Source organism: Embleya sp. NPDC059213, assembly GCF_042754445.1.
Lineage (GTDB): Bacteria > Actinomycetota > Actinomycetes > Streptomycetales > Streptomycetaceae > Embleya.
The window spans coordinates 21,843-43,348 of sequence record NZ_JBHZAV010000067.1 but is presented as its reverse complement, the minus strand read 5'-3'; the positions used below and the strand labels follow the sequence as shown (position 1 = coordinate 43,348).

At 71.8% G+C, this 21,506-nt stretch carries 19 protein-coding genes; 11 read left to right on the top strand and 8 right to left on the bottom strand.

The window, feature by feature from the left end:
* Positions 1-37: 37 nt before the first annotated feature.
* Positions 38-1,582 (bottom strand): glycosyltransferase, encoded by a 1,545-nt coding sequence (locus ACFXMF_RS24305; RefSeq protein ID WP_379987893.1) that lies wholly within the window; start codon positions 1,580-1,582, stop codon positions 38-40.
* Between the two features lie 236 nt (positions 1,583-1,818).
* The gene (locus tag ACFXMF_RS24300) at positions 1,819-2,715 is read right to left on the bottom strand and encodes a LysR family transcriptional regulator (protein WP_360314273.1); all 897 of its coding nucleotides are present in this window, start codon (positions 2,713-2,715) and stop codon (positions 1,819-1,821) included.
* 244 nt (positions 2,716-2,959) lie between these two features.
* On the opposite strand from ACFXMF_RS24300, the gene ACFXMF_RS24295 reads away from it, so the two are divergent.
* Positions 2,960-3,826 carry a ketopantoate reductase family protein gene (locus ACFXMF_RS24295; protein ID WP_379987898.1) on the top strand — a complete coding sequence of 289 codons (867 nt, stop codon included), beginning with the start codon at positions 2,960-2,962 and terminating at the stop codon, positions 3,824-3,826.
* Positions 3,827-4,009: 183 nt separating this feature from the next.
* Here the strand turns inward: ACFXMF_RS24295 and ACFXMF_RS24290 are convergent, their stop codons facing one another.
* Positions 4,010-5,203 carry a hypothetical protein gene (locus ACFXMF_RS24290; RefSeq protein WP_360314271.1) on the bottom strand — a complete coding sequence of 398 codons (1,194 nt, stop codon included), beginning with the start codon at positions 5,201-5,203 and terminating at the stop codon, positions 4,010-4,012.
* A 547-nt stretch (positions 5,204-5,750) separates the two neighbouring features.
* Between ACFXMF_RS24290 and ACFXMF_RS24285 the strand changes: the two genes are divergently transcribed.
* Entirely contained in the window at positions 5,751-7,301 is a 1,551-nt protein-coding gene (locus ACFXMF_RS24285; RefSeq protein ID WP_379987892.1) for an alpha/beta hydrolase, read from the top strand.
* 43 nt (positions 7,302-7,344) lie between these two features.
* Here the strand turns inward: ACFXMF_RS24285 and ACFXMF_RS24280 are convergent, their stop codons facing one another.
* Complete coding sequence (locus ACFXMF_RS24280) at positions 7,345-7,986, bottom strand: TetR/AcrR family transcriptional regulator (protein WP_379987891.1); 642 nt, start codon at positions 7,984-7,986, stop codon at positions 7,345-7,347.
* A gap of 130 nt (positions 7,987-8,116) precedes the next feature.
* Between ACFXMF_RS24280 and ACFXMF_RS24275 the strand changes: the two genes are divergently transcribed.
* Both ACFXMF_RS24275 and ACFXMF_RS24270 read left to right on the top strand, forming a co-directional pair.
* The gene (locus ACFXMF_RS24275; protein ID WP_379987890.1) at positions 8,117-8,746 is read left to right on the top strand and encodes an MSMEG_1061 family FMN-dependent PPOX-type flavoprotein; all 630 of its coding nucleotides are present in this window, start codon (positions 8,117-8,119) and stop codon (positions 8,744-8,746) included.
* A 22-nt stretch (positions 8,747-8,768) separates the two neighbouring features.
* Positions 8,769-9,677, top strand: a complete 909-nt coding sequence (locus tag ACFXMF_RS24270; protein ID WP_379987889.1) for a PDR/VanB family oxidoreductase — start codon at positions 8,769-8,771, stop codon at positions 9,675-9,677.
* Between the two features lie 21 nt (positions 9,678-9,698).
* Here ACFXMF_RS24270 and ACFXMF_RS24265 read toward each other — a convergent pair whose 3' ends face one another.
* A complete protein-coding gene (locus ACFXMF_RS24265; RefSeq protein WP_379987888.1) occupies positions 9,699-10,973 on the bottom strand; it encodes a sensor histidine kinase in 1,275 nt (424 codons plus the stop codon).
* Positions 10,974-11,251: 278 nt separating this feature from the next.
* On the bottom strand, positions 11,252-11,626 hold the full coding sequence (locus ACFXMF_RS24260; protein ID WP_360314259.1) for a nitroreductase family deazaflavin-dependent oxidoreductase: 375 nt from the start codon (positions 11,624-11,626) through the stop codon (positions 11,252-11,254).
* Between the two features lie 204 nt (positions 11,627-11,830).
* On the opposite strand from ACFXMF_RS24260, the gene ACFXMF_RS24255 reads away from it, so the two are divergent.
* Positions 11,831-12,445, top strand: a complete 615-nt coding sequence (locus ACFXMF_RS24255; protein ID WP_360314257.1) for a TetR/AcrR family transcriptional regulator — start codon at positions 11,831-11,833, stop codon at positions 12,443-12,445.
* 57 nt (positions 12,446-12,502) lie between these two features.
* Here ACFXMF_RS24255 and ectB read toward each other — a convergent pair whose 3' ends face one another.
* A complete protein-coding gene (gene ectB, locus ACFXMF_RS24250; RefSeq protein WP_379987887.1) occupies positions 12,503-13,759 on the bottom strand; it encodes a diaminobutyrate--2-oxoglutarate transaminase in 1,257 nt (418 codons plus the stop codon).
* A 413-nt stretch (positions 13,760-14,172) separates the two neighbouring features.
* Between ectB and ACFXMF_RS24245 the strand changes: the two genes are divergently transcribed.
* Both ACFXMF_RS24245 and ACFXMF_RS24240 read left to right on the top strand, forming a co-directional pair.
* Positions 14,173-15,567 carry a glutamine synthetase gene (locus ACFXMF_RS24245; protein ID WP_360314253.1) on the top strand — a complete coding sequence of 465 codons (1,395 nt, stop codon included), beginning with the start codon at positions 14,173-14,175 and terminating at the stop codon, positions 15,565-15,567.
* 79 nt (positions 15,568-15,646) lie between these two features.
* Positions 15,647-16,936: a cytochrome P450 gene (locus tag ACFXMF_RS24240; protein ID WP_379987886.1), complete on the top strand. Its 1,290-nt coding sequence runs from the start codon at positions 15,647-15,649 to the stop codon at positions 16,934-16,936.
* Between the two features lie 70 nt (positions 16,937-17,006).
* On the opposite strand, the gene ACFXMF_RS24235 is transcribed toward ACFXMF_RS24240, so the two are convergent.
* Positions 17,007-17,648: a TetR/AcrR family transcriptional regulator gene (locus tag ACFXMF_RS24235; protein WP_379987885.1), complete on the bottom strand. Its 642-nt coding sequence runs from the start codon at positions 17,646-17,648 to the stop codon at positions 17,007-17,009.
* A gap of 68 nt (positions 17,649-17,716) precedes the next feature.
* On the opposite strand from ACFXMF_RS24235, the gene ACFXMF_RS24230 reads away from it, so the two are divergent.
* The 4 genes from ACFXMF_RS24230 to ACFXMF_RS24215 all read left to right on the top strand — a co-directional run bounded on the left by ACFXMF_RS24230 (position 17,717) and on the right by ACFXMF_RS24215 (position 21,074).
* Complete coding sequence (locus ACFXMF_RS24230; RefSeq protein WP_360314247.1) at positions 17,717-18,481, top strand: SDR family oxidoreductase; 765 nt, start codon at positions 17,717-17,719, stop codon at positions 18,479-18,481.
* Positions 18,482-18,739: 258 nt separating this feature from the next.
* A complete protein-coding gene (locus ACFXMF_RS24225) occupies positions 18,740-19,807 on the top strand; it encodes a serine hydrolase domain-containing protein (protein WP_360314245.1) in 1,068 nt (355 codons plus the stop codon).
* Between the two features lie 67 nt (positions 19,808-19,874).
* Positions 19,875-20,654 (top strand): maleylpyruvate isomerase family mycothiol-dependent enzyme, encoded by a 780-nt coding sequence (locus ACFXMF_RS24220; protein ID WP_360314243.1) that lies wholly within the window; start codon positions 19,875-19,877, stop codon positions 20,652-20,654.
* Between the two features lie 126 nt (positions 20,655-20,780).
* Positions 20,781-21,074 carry a DUF6191 domain-containing protein gene (locus ACFXMF_RS24215; RefSeq protein WP_379987884.1) on the top strand — a complete coding sequence of 98 codons (294 nt, stop codon included), beginning with the start codon at positions 20,781-20,783 and terminating at the stop codon, positions 21,072-21,074.
* Positions 21,075-21,506: the final 432 nt, after the last annotated feature.

Below are 21,506 nucleotides of genomic sequence, written 5' to 3'. Positions count from 1 at the left end.
CCCGGCTCGGGTCTCCGCCCGGCTGCCTCCTCGGCTCCTACGCGAGACCGGAGAGGATCCGGGCGAAGCCCAACACGCCGCTGTCGGTGAGGAAGTGTCCGCGCACGTGCCGGCGTCCGTTGTCGCCCAACTCCCGGGCGTACGCCGGGTCGGCGAGCAGTCGGTCGATGCCGGCGCCGAGCCCCGGCAGATCGCGCGGGTGCGCCAACAGCAGTCCGGAGCGGCCGTGTCGGATCTGCTGTCGGATGCCGCCCACCGGCGAGGCGATCACCGGCCGCCCCTTCCAGGCGGCCTCGGACACGGTCAGCCCGAAGCCCTCCGCGAGGCTCTTCTGGAGCACCACGGTCGAGCAGCGCTGGATGGCGTTGATGGTCAGCGCGTGCTCGGTCGGATGATCCGTGGGGATCTCCACCAGGTGCACCCGCGCCGACCGGTCCCGCCGACGCTCGCGGGCCGCACGGCACTCGGCGAGTACCTGTTCGGCCTGCGCGTCGCCGGCCGCCCGCGGTCCCGCGAGCAGCAGGTGGGCGCCGAAGTCCGGATCGACGTGGTCGGTGAACGCCTCGATCACGCCCGGGATGTCCTTGACCCGGTCCCAGCGGCTCACCTGCGTGACCAGCGGTGCGCCCGGAGGCAACGGCTCCGCGGTGTGCCCGAGTTGCCGCGGAAGGTGCTGCGGCGGATCGGCGAAGCCGGAGCCGGCCGCCGGGTCCGCGGGGCCGTGCCCCGACTCCGGGAAGACCTCCAGCCGCGCCAGCAACCGCGACGCCTCCTCGGTGGGATGCAGCGGCACGTTCTTCGGTGACAGCGGATTGATCGAGGGCGACAGGATGTGCACCGGCACGTCGGGCAGCCCGGCGGGCAGTGCTCCGTCGTAGGACGCCAGGAAGCCGTGCGCGGCGGACAGATATCGACGCAGGAAATGCCAGGCGGGACCGGCCGGTTCGGGGTCGAGCGGGGTGCCGACGTGGCATTGCCACAACACCGTGCAGCCGGCTTCGCGCAGGTACGGGATCAGGCCCGCCGTCTGGTGGTCGTGCAGTACGACCACGCTGCGTCGGCCGACGACGCCGAGCAGGCGTTGCGCGGCGGCGCCCGTCATGCGCTCGTACAGGGACCGGCCGGCTTCCGGGTCGGGCGGGTCCCGGTGGGTGTGGGCGGCCACCCCGCACATCCGGTAGTAGAGCGCCTTGGTCAGGGCGCGGAACGCCCGGCTGCCCTCGATCGTGGCCCACCGGGTGTCGATGCCCTCACCGCGCAGGTGGGGCAGGGTGGTCCGGAGCAGTTCGGCGACCCCGCCGCGGGTCGGATTGTCGCTGACGTGCCAGACCTCGCGCCCGTCCAGGTGCTCGCGGGCCTCGCGCAGTGCGCCGCGCACTTCGGCGAGCCGGGCCGCCCCGATCAGGTGTTCGAGGCGGGACATCGGGGTCGCCGGCAGTTCGACCTCGGGCAGCGGCGAGGTCGGCGCGGGCGGGTGGTGCGGCGCGCGGGGCCGGATCGGGCGGGTCGTGGCCGTATCGGCGCTGCCGGTGGAACGCGCGACGGGGCGGGGGAGGAACGGCCCGTACCGGGTGCGGATCATGGTGGTCGCCTTGCTGTGCGTGGAGCGGAAACGGCGGTGGCGCCGGCACGGCATCCGTCGGTCCAGGTCTCGAACCCGGATTCACTTCCGGACGCGGATCCGAGCCTTGCTGCCGGCCCGGATCGCGGCGCCTGCCATTCACCATCGATCCCGCGCTGTCCCGGGCGCCTGAGCCGGCGGTCCCCGACCGGTCCCGCGTCCGCCCCGACGCGCCGGACCGCTTCCCGCTCCGCCGGTCACCCGTCCGGTGTGTCGTCGGGGGCGACGCTGTCGGCGAAGGCCCTGGCCAACGGGGTGAGGTCGTCCCAGCGCCGGACGGCCCAGCCCACCGGCAGGCGCGGCAGGTCGGGGATGGGCAGGAAACGCACCGGGCCGGTCCCGCCGGAGGTGCGCCGATCGGGCAGCGCGGGTACCACGGCGTGCCCGAGGCCGAGTTCGGCCAGCAGGATGGCGGTGTCCCAGTCGGCGATTCCGGCGTCGGACGTGACGTGGATGCCCAGCTTCGCGAAGGCCGTGTCGAGGTGGGCCCGCGAGGAGGAGTCCTCCGGCAGCCTGATGTGCCGGACGTCGCCGAGGTCGGCGGCCTCGATGTGGGTGCGGTCGGCGAGCGGATCGTCGGCGCGGACGGCCAGCACCCAGGGCAGTTCGGCGACGCGGCGCTGTTGGATGCCGGGCATCGGGCCGCCGATGGTGATCCAGGCGAGGTCGAGGGTGTTTGAGGCGAGCGCGTCGAAGCAACTGCGGCTGGAGGTCTCGGTGCGAAACTCCAGGCCGGCCCGGGGATAGCGGTTGCGGAAGGCGACGACGGCCTCGGACATGAAGTGCCGCACGGTGGTGGCACCGGTGGTGATGCGTACGGATCCGGCCTCGCCGCGCGCCAGTTCGTCGAGGCGACGAAGAGCCAGGTCCAGGCCGGCGATGCCGTCGGCCGCCGCCGCTCGGAGCAGGCGACCCGCCGCGGTGGGGGCCACGCCGCGGGGGTGGCGTTCCAGCAGTTGTACCTTCGTCTCCCGCTCCAGCCGCTTCACATGCTGGCTTACCGCCGACTGCGTACAGGACAGGTCCCGGGCGACGGCGCTCAGGCTGCCGGCCCGGCACACCGCCACGAAGACACGGAGATCATCGAGAGTCATGGACCAAAGGTAGAGCTTGGGTAGTTGGCAGAAAAGCCGAGGATTGACTTGGGGGATGCCCGGTTCGATGATCGAACCGGGCGGCAACCTGCCCGCATCCAGGTGCCCCCGTCCGGACGGGTGTGGCCCGGTGCGGCAGGTGTCGACCCTCGACCGCAACCGAGAGGAACCGTCCGTGCCTGCTCCGACTCCGTTCAACGACCCCGCCGTTGCCGACGCCGCCCCCGACCCACGCCCGTGGACGGTGGCGGTGCTGGGCCCGGGAGGGGTGGGCGGGCTGCTCGCCGCCGTGTCGGCACGGGCCGGCCACCGGGTGATCTGTATCGCGGGGGAGGCGACCGCGCACGCCCTGCGGACCGATGGCATTCGGGTGCACAGCGGGCAGTTCGGCGACTTCACCGCCCGGGTCGAGGCGGACACCGAACTGCGCGAATCCGTCGATCTGTGCCTGATCGCGGTCAAGCACACCGTGTTGCCCGCCGCACTGGAACGCATACCGCCTCGGGCGCTCGGGAACGGCCTGATCGTGCCGCTGCTCAACGGCATCGAGCACCCGTCCCTGCTGCGCGACCACTACGGCGCACGAAACGTGGCACCGGGCGTGATCCGGGTCGAGTCCACGCGCACCGCGCCGGGCGTCATCGAACACGGCAGCCCGTTCACCGAGATCGACCTGGCCGGCTCCCCGGAGCGACTCGACCCGGCGGCGGCCATGCTCACCAACGCCGGCGTACGCACCCGGACGGTGGCGGACGAGGCCGCCGTCCTATGGGCGAAACTGGCCTTCCTGGCGCCCTTCGCCCTGCTCACCACCCGCTACGGGCTCACCATCGGCGAAGTGCGGACCGGGCGACGCGCGGAACTGGTCGCGCTCGTCGAGGAAGCCGCCGCGGTGAGCGGTGCCTGCGGTGTCCCGGTCGATCCCGCGCGATCCCTGGCGTTGTACGACGCGTTCCCCGCGCACACCAAGTCGTCCATGCAACGCGACGCGGAGGCGGGCCGGGCCACCGAACTCGACGCGATCGGCGGCGCACTGCTGCGGGCCGCCGGCCGGCACGGTACGCCGGTGCCCGTCGCGATCAGGCTGGTCGCCGAACTGACGACCGGCTGAGGGAGGTTTCCTCCCGGGCGGTCGAACTCCCGCCTTGATTCGGGGCGTCCCGAATCGTTCGGACCACCCGCCGACGATCGGTGACGTCGATCGCCTGCACGTCGTGCCCCCTGCGGGCCGCGACGTGTGTCCGCCGGGCCGTGTCCGGCCGTCACCGGGCCGGACGCCGGACGCCGAGCGGGGTCAGGCCGTCACCGCCCCTGCCACGTCCAGGAGTTCGGGCACCGTGCCGGTGAATTCCGCGAGCAGCGCGAGGGCCACCGCCCACGCCTCGACGCGGTCCCCGAGCCTGGGTCGCGCGCCCAGGGCCGTCCGCAGATCGGCCATGCGGGTGTCGGGGGTGTCCCGGAACACCTCCAGCGCCCGGTACGCGGGCGTCACCCGGTCCAGGATCGGGGCGGCCCGCAGCAGGCCGGTCGCGAAGGCGATCCCGACCTCGCGTTCGAAGTGGGCACCGGTGGCCATTTGGGCGAACAGCGCGCGCCGGGCGTGCGCGGGCCGCACCAGGGAGCCCAACGGACGCCGGAATCGGGGTACGCGCGGCAGCAGTTCGTCGGGGCAACCCGGTTGGTGGGCCAGCGTCGTCCGGACCTGCGCGTCGCGGTCCATGGCGCGGACCGCGACGGTGATCCGCGCCCAGTCCAGCGGTCCGCGCGGCGCCGAAAGTGCCAGGGTCGGGTCGCCGGAACCCGACTTGACGCACAGGCGTGCCACCACGGCCGAGGCGCTCGTCTCGTGGTCGAGCGCGTGCGTGAGCAGGGCCGCGTCGGTGGGTTCCGCGAGGGCCCGCCGGACCACCTCGGGCAGTTGCGGGTCGTCCGGGAACGGCGGTACGGCGGCCCGGGCCGCAGCGGCGGCCGCCGGCCCGGCCGTACGCAGCAGACTCAGGCAACCGCGCAACAACACCGCCGGCGCGCCGTGCCGGTTGTAGGCGAACTCCAGACGGGCGAGCGCGGCGGCGACCAGCGCGGGATCGTCGGACTCCACCAACGGGTAGACGCGGAGCTGTAGATCCCATCCCGCGCGCAGGGGACGCCGGACCGGTTTCGCCCGCAGGTGCTCGCCGACCGGAACCCTGGGCAGGGCCGCGAGCTTGGCCTCGCGGGACGCGTCCGCGTTGCCGAACACCGCGGTCGCGACCCGGGGATCGACGTCGGTGGCGAGCCGCAGGAGCAGGTCCGGCCCGATGGCCCGGTTCGCCGCGAGCATGGCCCGATCCGCGCCGTCGCCCCGGTCGACGACATGCCTGAGCACCGCGTCACCCGGCAACCGCCACTCCCCGAACACCGCCGCGCGGGTCCCGGTGGGCAGGCGGTCGAGGATGTCGCCCAGCAGGTGTGCGGGCGCCTGGTCGAGCAACAGCGCGTGTGGATCCACGGGCCTCACCGAAGCACACGGGGGGCATGCGATCAAGGCGGCCGCCGCCGGGTCGTGGGAGGTCCCGGCGGCCTCCCGTCGCGGTGCGGCCGGCGATTCTATGGGGCTCACACGTGGCGAGGATCGGTCGGGGCGACGAATCCGTACCCGGCTCCTCGTCCGGTCGGCCAATGCCCGCCGTGTGCCGCGTTCGTAGGGTCGGGCACGTTCACACCAGGCATCCGCGCGCCCCCCGCACACCCGCCCGACCGGGCCGAGTTCCCTGCAATCGCCCGCGCCTACCCACCGTCCATGGCCCAACTCCCGCATCACACACCGGACTTCGGCTGTTAGCCTCGGGAAGTCCAGGGCCGGGCCACGGGTCGACCAGCCGCGGTGCGTCGGAACGACGGTGCTGCAACCACCCACGATCGGGCGGGTGTCGGACACGCCTGCGGATCGATCTCCGGAGACGAACGTGACCAGAACGTCAGCGATCCGAACGAGTCCCCACCATCCCGACGAGCCCACCTCCCGCCGCGATGGTGCCCCGTACCGTCGCCGCGCCATGGCCGCGGGCCTGGCCCTGGTCGCGTGCCTCACCGCGACCCTCGGCAGCGCGTCGGCCGCCGGGGCCACCGACGCCGCGGACTCGGACGGCATCGCGAAGTCCGGTGCCGGGCTGGATCGTTACCTCCATCAGCGGCTCGACTGGCGCAGTTGTGTGCTGGGTCCGGACGACGCGTCGGGCCGCGCCCTGGAGCAGGCGGGCGCCCGCTGTGCGGACGTGACGGTCCCGCTCGACTACGCCAACCCGCGGGGCCGTACGATCACCGTCGCGATATCGCGGATCAAGGCCACCGACCGGCGCCACCGCATCGGTGCGCTGCTGAGCAACCCCGGTGGTCCGGGCGGGGCCGGGATCGGTATGACGCCGGAGCTGCGGACCGCGATGAAGGAGGTCGGCGCGCGCTACGACGTGATCGGCATGGACCCGCGTTTCGTCGGCCGCAGCACACCACTGGACTGCGGATGGCCGCTCGGCACCAACCTCTTCGCGGCCGGCCTGACCCGGGCGAGCTTCGAGCGCCAGGTGACGTTGCAGAAGGACCTGGCCGACCGCTGTCGGGCCGGCAACGCGGCGGTGTTGCCGTTCGTCAGCACCCGCAACACGGCCCGCGACATGGACGTCATCCGAGCCGCCCTCGGCGAGCGGAAGATCTCCTACTTCGGCTACTCGTACGGCACTTACCTGGGCACCGTCTACACCCAGATGTTCCCCGGCCGCTACGACCGGATCGTCCTCGACGGGGCGCTCGACCCCAACCGCTACAGTTCCCGGGCGTTGCAGGGGACCGTGGGCGAGAACGAGCACGCGCTGGCCGCGTGGGCCGACTGGGCCGCGCTGCGGAACGGCACCTACGGACTCGGCGCCACGCGCGCCGACGTGTTCGCCACGATCGACCGGCTCGTCGAGACGTCCGCGCGCACTCCGCTGACCGTCGGCACCGCGCCCGAGGTCTACCGGCTCGACGACAGCCGGGTACCGTTCCTGCTCCTGGTCGGGGACGCCGACGACACCGACGCCGCGCGGGCGAACCTCGCCGACATGCTGGCCACGCTGGTCAAGGCCGCGGCCGGACAACCGGCGCCGCTGTCACCCGAGTTCGCCGGGTTGTTGCGGGTCATGTTGACCGCCGAGGGCTCGCCCACCGGCAGCGTGCAATCCGCGATCATGTGCGGTGACGTGCCCGTTTCGCACGATCTCGAGCAGTACTGGCGGGACATCGAAGGCAGCCGTGCGGCCCACCCGCTGTTCGGCCCGATGACGAACAACATCGTGCCGTGCGCCTTCTGGGACAACCCGCGTGAACAGCCCACCCGGGTGCGGCGCGACGTCCCGATGCTCATCGTGGCCGCCACCGGCGACCCGCGTACCCCCTACGTCGGCAGCGTCGCCCTGCACGGCCTGCTGCCCAGTTCCAGGCTGCTCACCCTCCAGGGCGCCAACCGGCACGCCGTCTACGGCCTCTACGGCAACTCCTGCGTGGACGACAGGGTCAACGCCTACCTCGCCACGGGCCGGCTGCCCGGCACCGACCAGACCTGCGTGAAGTAGCCCAAGGGGCACCGAAACCGTCGACCGGGACCGGGGTGAGTGGTCACCCCGGCTCCCGGTCGGCCGGTGCGGCGGTGAGGTAGCGGGTGAGCATGGCGACGAGTTCGTTCTCGAACCTGGGGATGTCGACGGGGTCGGGTGCGGCGATGAGATGGTGGACGACACGTTCGACCGTGGAGACCACGAGCCGGGCCGCGGTCTCGGTGTCGTCGACCCGAACCTCGGGGTGCTGGTCGAGCAACTCCCGCAGGTAGGTGCTCCGTTCCCGTTCCAGGCGGTCCATGCGCTCCGACAACCGGGGCGACTGTGGCACCTGTTCGGCCATGATCCGGAGCAACTGTGTGTCGCCCAGGTGGTTCCCGATCGCGACCCGGACGAAGACGCGGATGATCTCCTCGATGGAGTCGGGCAGTTCCTCGTCCTGCCGCTGCCGCATCGCGGCCGCGCCCAGATCGAGGTGGTGGTTCACCAGTTCGAGCAGGATCGCGTCCTTGTTCGGGTAGTACTGATACAGCGAACCGATCGAGATCCGGGCCTGCTCCGCGATCCGGTTGGTGGTGCCGGCGGCGTAGCCGTACTCGGCGAAAACGTGAGTAGCCGCCGCGAGGATGCGCTGCCTGGTGAGCTCGGCCCGCACCTGACGTGGCTGTTTACGTGGCTGAAGCCGGCGTCCGTCCGACGTCACGACACCTCCCGGCGAGCGGTCCGAACGCGAGTAGCGCAGGACGCGAACAATTGCTCACAATAGTGCCCCGACCTGCTTCGGAGCGGCAAGCGAGGGGCTCGCTGCCGCACCCACCCGGAAGGAGCCCATGATGACGGACGTCCGTACCCGCCCTCGGCGGGTGGCACCGCACGAGGTCCGCGCCCGGCTCGGCGAGCCCGAGGCGCCGGCCCGGGCCAAGATTCTCGACCGCATCGACGAGCACTTCCACCGCTTCATCGCCCATTCCCCGTTCCTGGCACTGGCCACGGCGGATGCGGCCGGTCGCGCGGACAGCTCGCCGCGCGGTGACCATCCGGGCTTCGTCAAGGTCCTCGACGAGCACACGCTCGCGATTCCCGACCGGCCCGGCAACCGGATCGCCGACTCCTTCCGCAATCTCGCGGAGAACGACGGAGTCGGACTGCTGTTCCTGATCCCCGGACTCCGGGAGACCCTGCGGGTCAACGGCCGCGCCTATCCCACCGACGAGCCCGATGTGCTCGCCCGCATGCAAACCGAGGGCCGGTCGGCGGAGTTGGCCCTGATCGTCGAGGTGGAGCAGGCCTATTTCCACTGTGGTCGCGCGCTCATCCGGTCCCGGCTGTGGGATCCGGCGAGCCAGTCCCTCGCGGCGGAGTTGCCCTCGGCCGGCGAGGCCGTCGTGGGCCAACTCGGGCTCGACATCGATCCGACCCTGATCGACCAGAGCCTGGAATCCTCCTACCGGAAGCTGTACTGACCATGGCACCAGGTGATGTCCGATGCAGCGGATGATTCTCGACCGGCTGGACCCGATCGCCGAAGGCGTCGTCTCCCTCCTCCTGCGCGGTGCGGACGGCCCGCCCGCGCCGTGGGAACCGGGCGCGCACATCGACCTGCTCCTGCCCAATCGGCTGACCCGGCAGTACTCGCTGTGCGGTGACCCGGCCGACCAGGAGAACTACCGCATCGCGGTACGCCACGAACCGCTCAGCCGAGGCGGTTCGGAATACGTCCACCTGTTCCTGCGCCCGGGTCGAACCCTGGAAGTCTCGCTGCCGCGGAACAACTTCCCGCTCGTGGCCGCGCCGGAGTACCTGTTCCTCGCGGGCGGCATCGGCATCACCCCCATCCTGCCGATGTTGCGGGCCGCCGTCGCGGCCGGCGCCGCGGCCACGCTGGTGTACGCGGGGCGATCGGTCGCGACCATGCCGTTCGTCGCCGAACTGCGCGCCGCCCACGGCGATCTGGTGCGCGTCGTCGCCGGCCGGCAACACGGCGGGCTCGATCTCGGCCTGTCGGCCGCGGGCCTGAATCCCCATACACTGGTCTACTGTTGCGGCCCCGCGTCGATGCTCGCCGAGGCCGAGAAGGTCTTCCCCGCCGAGCGCCTGCACTTCGAGCGCTTTCGTCCGGTCGCCAGGAGCTTCGGGCCGGACACCGCGTTCGAGGCGGTGTGCGCCCGATCGGGCGGCGTCGTTCCGGTCCCACCGGACGAGTCGCTGCTGGACGCGCTGCGCCACGCCGGACACCCGGTGTCGTCCGGCTGCCGCGAGGGGGTGTGCGGGAGCTGCGAACTCACCGTCGTCGCCGGGGAACCCGAACACCGCGACGACATCGGCCCGCCCGCCGGTCGCATGTACGCCTGCGTGTCCCGGGCCCGGTCGCCCCGACTGGTCCTCGACCTCTGACCGGACGGGACGCTCGGGGGCTCAGGAGGGGGAGGGTCGGGGGAAGTCGCCGTCGGCGGTGGGCGCCGATTCGCGGCGGCGGCCCGGGTCGTCGTCCGGCGGCAGGGCCAGCTCCGCGACGACGCGGAAGCCGCCCTCCGGGCGAGGGCCGCAGTCCAGGGTGCCGTCGTGCAGGGCCACCCGCTCGCGCATGCCCAACAGGCCGTACCCGCTCCCGCCCAGGCCCGCGGCCGGCTTGCCGCCCGTGCCGTCGTCGAGCACCTCGACCACGACCCGATCGGGAAGATGGCCGACCCGCACGAACGCCCGGGCGTCGCCCGCGTACTTGCGCGTGTTGGTCAGCGCCTCCTGGACGATCCGATACACGGTCAGCTCCGCGGTGGGCGGCAATTCCCGACGCTCGCCCACCTCCTCGTAGTGCACCGGCAGGCCCGCCGCGTGCGACTCGGCGAACAGGCGCTCCAGGTCGCGCAGTCCGGGCTGCGGTCCGGTCGGTGCCTCCTCGGGGCCGTCGCCGGCGCGCAGTACGCCCAGCAGTTGCCGCATCTCGCCGAGCGCGGCCCGGCCGGACCCCTCCAGGGTGCGCAGCGCGTCCTCGGCGGTCGTCGGATCGCGTCGGAGGGTGGCCCGGGCACCGCCGGACATCAGGTTCATCGTGGTGATGTGGTGCGACACGATGTCGTGCAACTCCCGGGCGATCCGCCGCCGTTCCTCGGCGACCGCGCGCTCCGCCAGCAACCCGCGCACCTGGGCGCGCTGTTGCTTCCACCTGGCCGTGGCGATGCCGACCCCGACCACCAGCACCGTGGACGCCAGGTCGCCCAGGATCGGCAACACCAGGTCCCCGCCACCGCGCACCGAGCGCAGCACCTGCACCGCCATGCTCGCGCCGGCGGCGATCGCGATGTCGCGGGTCGGCCGATAGCGGGCGACGGTGTACACGGCGACCGCCATCACGCCGCCATAGCTGTGCGTGGTCGGCCCGACCACGGCCACGAAGATCGCCTGGGTCACCAGCACCGCCGTGAGGACCGCCATCGGACGGCGTCGACGCGCGACGAGGAAGGGGGCGCCCAGCACCGACAACACGACTCCCGCCGGCGTGACGCCGATGACGTCGCGTTGTTCGGGAGAGACATAGGAGAGCACGTCGAGGGCGCCCGCCACGAGTGCGATCAGCACGTCGTTGCGCACCGTGCGAACGGTGACGGCCGTGCGCAGCCACCGGGTGCACGCTCGGCGAGCGCGACCGGCCCCGTTCGTCTCGCGGGTCGCCCCCGCGTGGTCGGGCTCCATCGTCGCTCTCCTTCACGGCTCGTGGACGATCACCACGAGACGGGCGGAACCGTGTTCGAGCCGAGGGGCCGTCCCGGGGCCGGCCTCGATCGATCGGCGGCAGCGAATATACCCGTCCGCGCAGGTCGCACGGTCGCGACGAGGTTCGGGGCGATCCCGGGAGGGTGCTCGCCCGCCGCCGCGCCGGGCGGGATCCTCGCGAGGGTCGGCGCGAGGATCCCGGTGCACGGCGCGGGCCGGGCCGCCGGGTGGCCGGTCGTCGAACCGGCGCCCGCACGTCAGCCGGCGACCCGGTCCATGCGGAGGAACTCGGTGATGCGGAACAACTTCGGCGGCCGGGCCACGTCCGACGCGAGCGCCTGGAACGCCTCGGTCTCCCCGACCAGGCGCGGGGCGGCGAGCTGCACTTCCTGGCCCCCGACCCGAAGCCGCGCCCCGTCGGCCGCCAGCACGTTGCGCACCCAGTCCGAGCCCGATCCGTACACCAGTACGAACAGGTAGCCGCCGTCGACGGGGTGCGCGTCGATCGGCGTGCGGTACGTGGCGCCGGACGTGCGCCCGACGTGGGTCAGCACCGGCCACTTCCCGCCGGCGATCGCCCGCGGGTTGAACACCCGCTTGTTCACCTGGCCCCACCACCTGGGCATCGGCATCGAGATCCCCTTCCGTATCGGTCGACCTCCCGGTGCGTTTCGCGACCGGGGACTTACGCTCGTAAGGCTGACTTACGCATGTAAGCTTGTCAACACGCCCGTCCACCTGGAGCTGCCGTGTCACCACCCGCCCCGCCACCACCGCCGCAAGCACGCCGGGCCCGGCAACCCTCCGCGCCACGCCGCCCGCTCAGCAGGAGCCGCGTGCTGGAAGCCGCGATCCGGGTCGCGGATCGCGGCGGGGTGGAGGCGATCACGATGCGCAAGGTGGCGCAGGAACTCGGCGTGGAGGCGATGTCGCTCTACCACCACGTGCCGAACAAGGACGCGATCCTGGACGGCGTGGTCGACGAGGTGTTCACCGCGATCGAGCTGCCCGACGCCGGGTCCGCCGACTGGCGGGACGCGATCCGGGTACGCGCCGGCTCCGCGCGCGCGGTCCTGTCGCGGCACAGTTGGGCCCTCGGCCTGATGGACTCCCGCCGCAACCCGGGCCCGGCCACACTGCGCCACCACGACGCCGTCCTCGGCGTACTGCGCGAGGCGGGGTTCACCCTGGCGATGGCCGCGCACGCCGTCTCGCTCGTCGACAGCTACATCGGCGGCTACGTCCTCCAGGAGGCGAACCTGCCGGTGACCACCCCGGACGATGTCGAAGAGGTGGTCGGCGGCATCCTGGCGCACGTGTCGGCGGACGAGCTGCCGTACCTCACGGAGATGATCGTCGACCACGCCCTCCGGCCGGACTACGACCACACGAGCGAGTTCGGCTACGGCCTGGACCTGATCCTGGACGCCCTCGAAGCCCGCAGGGGGTAGCGCGCCCCCGGCGCAACGGTGCGTCTGCGTCGCGTCGTGCGCCGGGGGCGTTCGGGTTCAGGCGGTCTCGTGGACGGCCCGGGTCACGATGCGCAGTCCGTCGTGCAGTTCCTCCGGGGACACGGTCAGCGGCGGCATCAGTTTCACCACCTCGCTCCGGGGGCCGGAGGTCTCCACCAGCAGGCCGAGCTCGAAGGCACGGGTACAGACCGCGGAGGCGCGGTCCGGGTCGTCGAAGGCCAGCCCCCAGACGAGGCCGCGCCCGCGTACCTCGACCGTTTCGGGGGCGATGTCGTCGGCGAGCGTGCGCAGTGCCTGTTCCGTCTGAACGCCCAGGCCGGCGGTTTGTTTCGGGGTCTGCTCGTCGGCCCAGTAGGTGTGCAGCGCGGCCGTCGCGGTGACGAAGGCCGGGTTGTTGCCGCGGAAGGTGCCGTTGTGCTCGCCCGGCTCCCAGATGTCCAACTCGGGTTTGAACAGGCACAGCGCCATGGGCAGGCCGTAGCCGCTGATCGACTTCGAGAGCGTGACGATGTCCGGGACGATGCCGGCCTCCTCGAAGGAGAAGAACCCGCCGGTGCGGCCGCAGCCCATCTGGATGTCGTCCACGATCAGCAACATGTCGTGGCGCCGACACAGGCCCGCGAGTGCGCGCAGCCACTGCGGCCGGGCCACGTTGATCCCGCCCTCGCCCTGCAGGGTCTCGACGATCACCGCCGCGGGATGGTCCAGGCCCGACCCCGGGTCGTCGAGCAACTGCTCGAACCACAGGAAGTCGGGAGCCTCGTGGTGATCGTGGTCGGAGTAGCCGTCGTAGGGCATCGGGGTGCCGTGCACCAGCGGGATGCCGGCCCCGGCCCGCTTGAAGGCGTTGCCCGTCACGGTGAGCGCGCCCAGGGACATGCCGTGGAAGGCGTTGGTGAACGAGACGATCGGGCTGCGTCCGGTGACCTTGCGGGCCAGCTTCAGCGCGGCCTCGACCGCGTTGGCGCCCGTGGGGCCCGGGAACATCACCTTGTAGGGCAGCCGACGCGGGGACAGGATCAGGCTCTCGAACGACTCCAGGAAGGCGCGTTTGGCGGTGGTGGCCATGTCCAGGCCGTGCGTGATGCCGTCGCGTTCGATGTAGTCCAGGAGGGCCCGTTTGAGCATGGGGTTGTTGTGTCCGTAGTTGAGTGCACCGGCCCCGGCGAAGAAGTCGAGGTACGTGTGCCCCGCCTCGTCACTGAGGTGGCTGCCCCGGGCGTGGTCGAACACCGTGGGCCAGTGGCGGCAATAGCTGCGCACCTCGGACTCCAGAGTCTCGAAAACGTTCACGGTGGACCTCCCATGCCCCCCTCGGGGGCGGGCGTGGTTGCGGTTCGGTGCGGCCGTCCGGAGGCGGGTTCGGGGACGAGGCTCGTGGCGGAGCCCCGGGCGTCGGGCCGTGGGACGGGATGAACTCGGGGCGTCCGGTGAGACGGCGAACGGTTGGGTGGCCGGCTCTCCCCACACCAGCGTCATGGGGCGCGGCGGTCCGCGCCCGCCGGACTGGGCCGTCCGGGACGCGCTCCCCGCTGCGCCGGGCGGGCCGCCGACCGACCGGCCCGGGCACTCGCCTGATCGGGTGGCATGGCGTTGCGGCGGGTCCCGAGCCGGGAACCGGTCGGGCGATGCCCGCGGGTGGGAGCGCCCGGGCATCCGGTGTGTACCTCAGTGCACGCGCGCAGGTCGACCGAAGCGAGAAGCGCATGGCGAGCCCCTCGACCGATACCGAATTGCACAAGCATCGCGAGCTGAACACCGACCCGGCGGCCCTGCGGGACGTGCGGGCGCGGATGACCGAGGCCGGTGTGGAGTACCTCTACTGCCAGGTCGTCACGCTGACGGGCCGCGTCGTCGGCAAGGTGGTGCACGCCGAGCACCTCGGGCGGATCGCGGAGAACGGCGTCCGGGCCCACCCAGGGTGCCTCGCCGATCTCCAACTCGACCGGGACGGCAGCATGTTGGGCGGCGACGCCGAGCGGGGCGAGATCGTCCTGCTGCCGGACCTGGACAGCTTCGGCATCCTGCCGTGGGACCCGCGCACCGGGTTCTTCTTCTGCCGGATGTACGAACCGCCGCACGCCCCCGGCGAGATGGGCGGCCGGCCGGTGCCGCTGGACGTGCGCGGCAACCTGCGCCGGGTGCACGCCGGATTCCGCGACCGCACCGGGCTGGAACTGCGCAGCGGCTGCGAACCCGAGGTCACCTGGTCGGTCCCGGGAGTCGAGAGCGCACATCGACCGGGAACGCCCCACCCGTTGTTGCACATCGAGCAGATGGATCGGCTGCGGCCGGTCTACCAGACGGTCGTCGACTACGGCCGCGCGCTCGGTCTGGACATGAGCGAGGGCAACTGCGAGGGCCCCGGGCAACTCGAACTCAACTGGACGTTCGATCTCGCCGAGCGCACGGCCGACCGGCTGGTCCTGCACCGGCAGATCTGCCGCCGGGTCGCCCGGGACCTGGGCGCCGAGGTGAGCTTCATGCCCAAACCGGCGGAGGGCGAGTTGGGCAACGGTTGCCACCACAACATCAGCCTGTGGGACGGCGACCGCAACGTCTTCGTCGACCCGGCCGTGCCCGGGCTGCACCTCACCCGGACCGGGAAACACGCCCTGGGCGGCATCCTCGCCCACGCGGCGGCGATCACCGCCGTCCTGGCGCCGACCGTGAACTCCTACAAACGCCTGTGCGACACGGGCAGGTTCGCCCCCTCGGAGGTCGACTGGGGCATCGACAACAAGACGTGCGCGGTGCGGTTCCCCGACAACGGGCGGCTGGAGGTCAAACTGCCGGACGCCATGGTCAATCCGTATCTCTCGCACGCGGTGCTGATCGCCGCGATCGAGGACGGCTTGAAGAACAGCACCGATCCCGGGCCGCCCCGGGACTGCGCGGACACCGGCCCGTCGCCGTTCGGTCTGCTGCCCACCACGCTTCGGGAGGCGCTCGACCGGTTCGCCGACAACCCGATCGTCGCGTGCGGGCTCGGGCCCGAACTGTCCACCCTGTTCCTGCGGCTCAAGTCGCGGGAGTGGGATCGCTTTTGCCGCGCGGTCACCGACTGGGAACACCTGATGTACGGCGACGAGGGTTGCTGACGGGGGCCTTCGTGGGGTGCCCGGCGGGCCCGGGAGCCTACCGGTCGCGCCCGTGTGCGCCGTGTGCTTCGACGCGCCCTTGACCCCTCGTCGGGACGCGACCGACCATGGCCGCATCCGCCAGGCGATCTCCGTCGTCGGCATGCGCGCGAAACTGCGGGCGCCGCCGGGCGGCCCCGACGAAAGGCTCTGCGTGCACGCTTTTGGCGACATCGACCTCTTCGACGACGCCACCCTGAGCGACCCCTATCCGACCTATGCCCGATTACGCGAACTCGGCCCGGTCGTACGCCTGGAGGCGCACGGCGTGTGGGCGCTGCCCCGACACGCGGGGGTCGCCGCGGCGCTGCGGGATCCGGCGACCTACTCCAGCGAACGGGCACTCGCGCTGACCGATCCGGTCAACGACCGCTTCCTGGCGGGCACCGTGGTGGGTACGGACGGCGCCGCGCACGCGCGGCTGCGTCGGGTGTTGTCGCGGCAACTCGCGCCCCGGGCGGTGAAATCCCTCGCCCTGGGCATGCACGAACGTGCCCGGGCCCTGGTCGAGGGGCTGCCGGGCGACGGTGTCTTCGATGCCGTGGCCGACCTGGCGGCTCCGTTCGTCGCCGGCGTCGTGATGCGTCTGATGGGCCTGCCGGAGCAGGATCGCGTGCTGCTCCTGGAACTCGCCGACGCGACCTTCGACACGTTCGGCCCGGACAACGCGCGCACCCGGGCCGCGTTTCCGCATGCCGAGGAGATGTTCCGCTATCTCGACCGGGTCGCCACCCGGGATCGGATCTCGGCCGACAGTTGGCTCGGTGCCATCCACACCGCGGCCGATCGCGGCGACATCGACGAGGCCCAGGCCGTGCCGTTGATGCTCTCCTACACCGTCGCCGGCATGGACACCACCATCCACGCGATCACCTCGGCCCTGTACCTGTCGGCGCACACCGGTCAGTGGGCGGCGATCCGCGATCGCGCCGTCCCCGGCGAAGCGGTCCTGGCCGAGGCCCTGCGGATGGAGGCACCGATACAGTTCTTCGGCCGACGTACCACCCGCGAGGTGCGCGTCGGCGACACCCGGATACCGGCGGGCGATCAAGTCCTGTTGTTGTACGGCTCCGCGGGGCGTGACCGCGGCAAGTGGGGGCCGAGCGCCGACACGTTCGACGTCACCCGGAACAGCCGCGATCATCTCGCGCTCGGGGCGGGTATCCACCAATGCGCCGGGAATCACCTCGCGGCCCTGGAATTCGACGCCGTCCTCACCGCGTTGGCCACGCGCTTTCGGAATCTCGCCCCCAACCCCGATCGAGTGCCGACCCGGCGCCTGCACAACATCCTGCGGGGGTGGCACACGGTGCCTCTCGTCGGGGAGTAACCCCCGGACGGCAAACGGTACTTCGGCGTCCGGGTCGTTCCTTCGGACGCGTGCCCGAAAGATCCTTTCCTCAGGTGAGCGGGTCGCCGCCTTCGACGCCGACGGTGTCCGCGCCGAAGGCGGCGAGGGCCTTGGCTATCACGGTGGGCAGTTCGGTGCGTCCGTCGTCCTCGACCCAGCGCACCAGTGCCGTGTGCATCGCGGCCAGGCAGGCACTGGCCGCCACTTGGGCGCGGAACACCGTGTCCGGGTCGGTGGTGTCGTCGCCGAGGGCGTCCACGATGGCCTGTTGCAGGACGTAGTGGTTGTCCAGATGCCTGGCCCGCAACGCCTGCGTCGTGATCATCAGCCGCAGCCGGGCCAGCAGGAACTCCTCGCCCACCGACGGGCCTTCGCCGTGTTCGCGGCCGGTCAACGCGGTGGCCGAGTCGACGAGCGCGTTGCCGATGCGGCGCACCAGGGGCTGGGTGGCGGGCTGGGCGAGGATGCGCTCGGCGACCAGCGCACCGTACTCGTCGACGAGCACGAGGTCTTCCTTCGTGGGGAAGTGCCGATACACGGTCATCGGTGACATGCCCGCGGTCTCGGCGACTTCGGCCACGGTGGTGGCGTCGTAGCCGCGTTCGGTGAAGAGCCGCACCGCGTGCTCCTGGATGGTGCGCCGGGTCTCGGTGCGCCGTCGCGTTCGCAACTTTGAGGGCTGATCAGGCATGTGGTAGACCCTACCGGAGTGAGAGCAGCTACCAGATTGGTAGTAACTAACATGAAATGGTGGTCCGTATGTGTGATTTGACCGGCAAGACGGCCCTGGTGACCGGGGCATCGCGCGGCATCGGGCAGGCGATCGCGGCCCGGTTGGCGGCGAACGGGGCGGTGGTCATCGTGCACTTCGGTACGGACGAGGCCGGTGCGAAGGCGACGGTCGAGGAGATCGAACGCGCGGGCGGCAGCGCGTTCGCCGTCGGGGCGAGGCTGGGCGTGGACGACGACGTCGAGACGCTGTTCGCCGGGGTGGAGGCCGGTCTGGCCGGGCGGGCGCTCGACATCCTCGTCAACAACGCGGCGGCCGCGCCCGCCGGTCCGCTCGGGGTCACCACACGAGCGGAGTTCGACCATCTGTTCGCGGTGAACGTGCGAGCGGTGTACTTCACCATCGAGCGGGCCCTGCCGTTATTCCGTGACGGTGGCCGGATCGTCTCGATCTCGTCGGTGGCCACGCGGATGGCAAGCCCGAGCCAGACGTCCTTCGCGATGACGAAGGCCGCGGTCGAGACGATGAGCAGGACGCTGGCCAATCAACTCGGATCGCGCGGGATCACGGTGAACGCCGTGGCGCCGGGCGCCACCCGAACGGCGACCAACGGCTCCTTCTTCGAAGCGCCGGGTCTGACCGACCTGATCACCGCCACAACGGCCCTCGACCGGCTGGGCGCCCCCGAAGACGTCGCCGATGTCGTCGCGTTCCTCGCCTCGGACGCCGCCCGCTGGATCACCGGCCACGTCATCGACGCCAGCGGCGGCCTGTTCCTGGGACCGCGCGTGTGACGGCGGATGTTTCGAGCCTGGGGATGGCCGGGTGAGCGTGGGCGTCCACCTCCTCGATCACCCGGAGGTGCGTCATGATGACGGAAAGCGGTATGTGGCGGGCGCGGGGGTGTGAAGGAGGGATTCGGGATGCGGGCTGGGCGGAGGGCGTCGGCGGCTGTGGGGGTGGTGGTGGCGGTGGCCCTGGCAGGGGCCTCGGCGACGGGGGTCGGGGCGGCCGATGTGTCGGGTGGGGGGCATGAACAGACCCGGGCGGCCATGGACTTCGCGGTGCGGGCGGGGGTGCCGGGGGTGGTGGTGCGGGCTCGGGACGCGCGTGGGGTGTGGAGCGGGACGGCCGGGGTTGCCGACCTCGGGACGGGGCGGGCGCCGAGGCCGGTCGATCGGTTTCGGGCCGGGAGCATCGCCAAGCCGTTCATCGCCACGGTGTTGCTTCAGTTGGAGGCGGAGGGGAGGGTGCGCCTCGCGGACAGTGTGGAGAAGTGGCTGCCGGGGGTGGTTCGGGGAAACGGCAACGACGGCCGGGGGATCAGCCTGCGCCAACTGCTCAACCACACCAGCGGCCTCGCGGACTACACGGAGGACCCCGACCTGCACCTGCTGGGCAAGGACTTCCTGGCCCATCGCTACGACACCTGGACACCCGAACGACTCGTCGCGATCGCGATGAGGCACGAACCGAGGTTCGCGCCGGGTACCGGGTGGAACTACACCACCACCGAGTACGTGCTCGCCGCGATGATCGTCGAACGGGTGACCGGCCACCCCTACGCGGCGGAGGCCGAGCGGCGGATCTTCGCGCCGCTGGGGTTGCGTTCCACGCTCCTGCCCGGCCACTACCCCCGACTTCCCGCGCCGAGCGGGCGGATGTACACGAAGTTCCCCGACGACCCGAGTCGAACGGTCCACGACATCACCGAGTTCGACCCGTCCTGGGGCTGGGCGGCCGGCGAACTCGTCTCCGGCACCGCCGACTTGGACCGTTTCCTCGACGCCCTGATGCGCGGCCGACTGCTGCCCGAGGCGCAGCTCGCCGAGATGACGACCACGGTGCCCTCGCCCGACTTCGGCGACGGCCAGGACGACGGGCTGGGCATCTTCCGCGCCACCCTGCCCTGCGGTACGCAGGTCTGGGGGCACACCGGTTTCCTGCCGGGCTCGCAGAGCATGGCCTACAGCACCCGGGACGGCGGGCACACCCTGGTGGTCGACTTCAACACCGACTGGGCGGGCGACACCGACGCGGCCGGGTACCTGCTCCTCGCCGAATTCTGTGGCACGGTGCCGCCCTCCGCGGCCACCCGCCGACCGGGCGGGCGGCGGTGACGGCGCGGATGTCCCCAGGGGCGCAATCGCGTTGCCTCGGGCCGGGTCGTGTGCTGAGCTGCCCGTCATGGAGTACTCCCGATACCTCGACTGCCTCGCGGCCGACTACGCCCGCCTGCGCGCCCTCGCGGCGCTCGCCCCCGCCGGGGCGGTGCCCACCTGTCCCGGCTGGACCGTCGCCGACCTGACCCGACACGTCGGCGGGGTCTACCTGCACAAGACCCTGTCCATGCGCCAGGCCGCCGAGCCCGACCCCTGGCCGCCGAAGGGCCTCGCCGACGAGGAGCCGCTCGCCCTGCTGGAGCGCTCGTACGCCGCGCTGTGCGCCGAGTTCGCCGCGCGCAGCCCGCAGGATCCGGCCGGCACCTGGTACGGCCCGGACCAGACCGTCGGCTTCTGGATTCGGCGCATGGCGCAGGAGACCGTCGTGCACCGCATCGACGCCGAACTGGGCGCCGGGCAAACGGTCGTGCCGATCCCGGACGATCTCGCCGTCGACGGCGTGGACGAACTGCTCAAGATTTTCGTGGCCTACGGCGTCGGCGAGTGGGCCGACCACTTCACCGACCTCCTGATCGACTCGCCGGGCCGCCGCTACCTGCTGCGCACCGACGGTGCCGCGTGGCGGGTGCGCACCGGACCGGGCCTGTTCGCGGTCGAGGACGCCACGGTCGGCGCCGAGTCCGGCGATGACGCGACCGACGTGACCATCAGCGGACCGCCGAGCGCGTTGTTGCGCTGGGTGTGGAATCGCACGAGTCCCGGTGAAGCGAGCGGTGTGACGATCGAGGGTGCCCCCGAGGCGGTCGAGGAACTGCAGGGCTGCATCGTCGTCGCCGGCCAGTGAAGCAGCCGGCGGCAGCCGCGACTTTCGCGAACCGGCCGGTGTGGATCGGGTGATGGCGTCGTCGGAGGGGAACCCGCCGGGCGCGGCCGACGTTGACGGGCCATGTGGAAACTGGTTTTCCCTCTCGTGACGGCCCTGCTCCTGGCGCCGTTCGTGTTCGCGGTCGGGATGCGGGTCTACTGGTGGGTCGGCCGCAAGCGTGGCCGCACGGACGGCCCCCAGGCCACCCGGGGGATGCGGGCCACCGGCACCGAGGATCTGCACGCGCTGTTCTCCCCGGGCAAGCGGCTCGAACTGGAGCAGCGCCGGGTCGAACTCGTGCTGCGCGACGAGGATCAAGACGGCGCGCCCAAGCGCCCGGACGTCGACCTGGGCCGGGGCGTCGTGCGCATTCGCCGGCCGGACGACCCGTCCGCATAGGGAATCCCCGCCCCGGCGGGCCCGTTCGTACCGCCTCCGGGCCCGGCGGGGCGGCGTTCGGCGAGGACCGGGCGGCCGACGGCGCCTGCGAGGTGGGGCCGTCCCGGATGGCCCGGGGCAGGCGTGGAACAGGGTCGCCGTCATCCCGGCCACGATTTCCGTGACGTCCTCCGGAGCGTGGTAGTCGGGCACGGGCCGTGCGGCGGGTGTCGGCGAGGCTGCGGGGCCCTTTCACGCGGTACCCCCCTCTTGCCATAGCCCTGGCACAACTCCGCCGTAGCTCCGGTGCAAATTCACCGAAACCCGCTTTTTCGGGCGGCGACAGCTACATACTCAAGTTCTGGTTAGAAGTTATCACGCAAGTACTTGACGTTAGCTGTTCGCGAGCGTTACAACTTATAACGAACGGCAAGGCGGCTAAATTCTCGGTCG

Bases quoted from the DNA above. Each gene is read 5' to 3' on its own strand.
- ACFXMF_RS24305 (WP_379987893.1), bottom strand. From the start codon at position 1,582: ATGATCCGCACCCGGTACGGGCCGTTCCTCCCCCGCCCCGTCGCGCGT.
- ACFXMF_RS24300 (WP_360314273.1), bottom strand. From the start codon at position 2,715: ATGACTCTCGATGATCTCCGTGTCTTCGTGGCGGTGTGCCGGGCCGGC.
- ACFXMF_RS24285 (WP_379987892.1), top strand. From the start codon at position 5,751: ATGGCCGCGGGCCTGGCCCTGGTCGCGTGCCTCACCGCGACCCTCGGC.
- ACFXMF_RS24275 (WP_379987890.1), top strand. From the start codon at position 8,117: ATGACGGACGTCCGTACCCGCCCTCGGCGGGTGGCACCGCACGAGGTC.
- ACFXMF_RS24270 (WP_379987889.1), top strand. From the start codon at position 8,769: ATGCAGCGGATGATTCTCGACCGGCTGGACCCGATCGCCGAAGGCGTC.
- ACFXMF_RS24265 (WP_379987888.1), bottom strand. From the start codon at position 10,973: ATGGAGCCCGACCACGCGGGGGCGACCCGCGAGACGAACGGGGCCGGT.
- ACFXMF_RS24260 (WP_360314259.1), bottom strand. From the start codon at position 11,626: ATGCCGATGCCCAGGTGGTGGGGCCAGGTGAACAAGCGGGTGTTCAAC.
- ACFXMF_RS24245 (WP_360314253.1), top strand. From the start codon at position 14,173: ATGGCGAGCCCCTCGACCGATACCGAATTGCACAAGCATCGCGAGCTG.
- ACFXMF_RS24235 (WP_379987885.1), bottom strand. From the start codon at position 17,648: ATGCCTGATCAGCCCTCAAAGTTGCGAACGCGACGGCGCACCGAGACC.
- ACFXMF_RS24230 (WP_360314247.1), top strand. From the start codon at position 17,717: ATGTGTGATTTGACCGGCAAGACGGCCCTGGTGACCGGGGCATCGCGC.
- ACFXMF_RS24225 (WP_360314245.1), top strand. From the start codon at position 18,740: ATGGACTTCGCGGTGCGGGCGGGGGTGCCGGGGGTGGTGGTGCGGGCT.
- ACFXMF_RS24220 (WP_360314243.1), top strand. From the start codon at position 19,875: ATGGAGTACTCCCGATACCTCGACTGCCTCGCGGCCGACTACGCCCGC.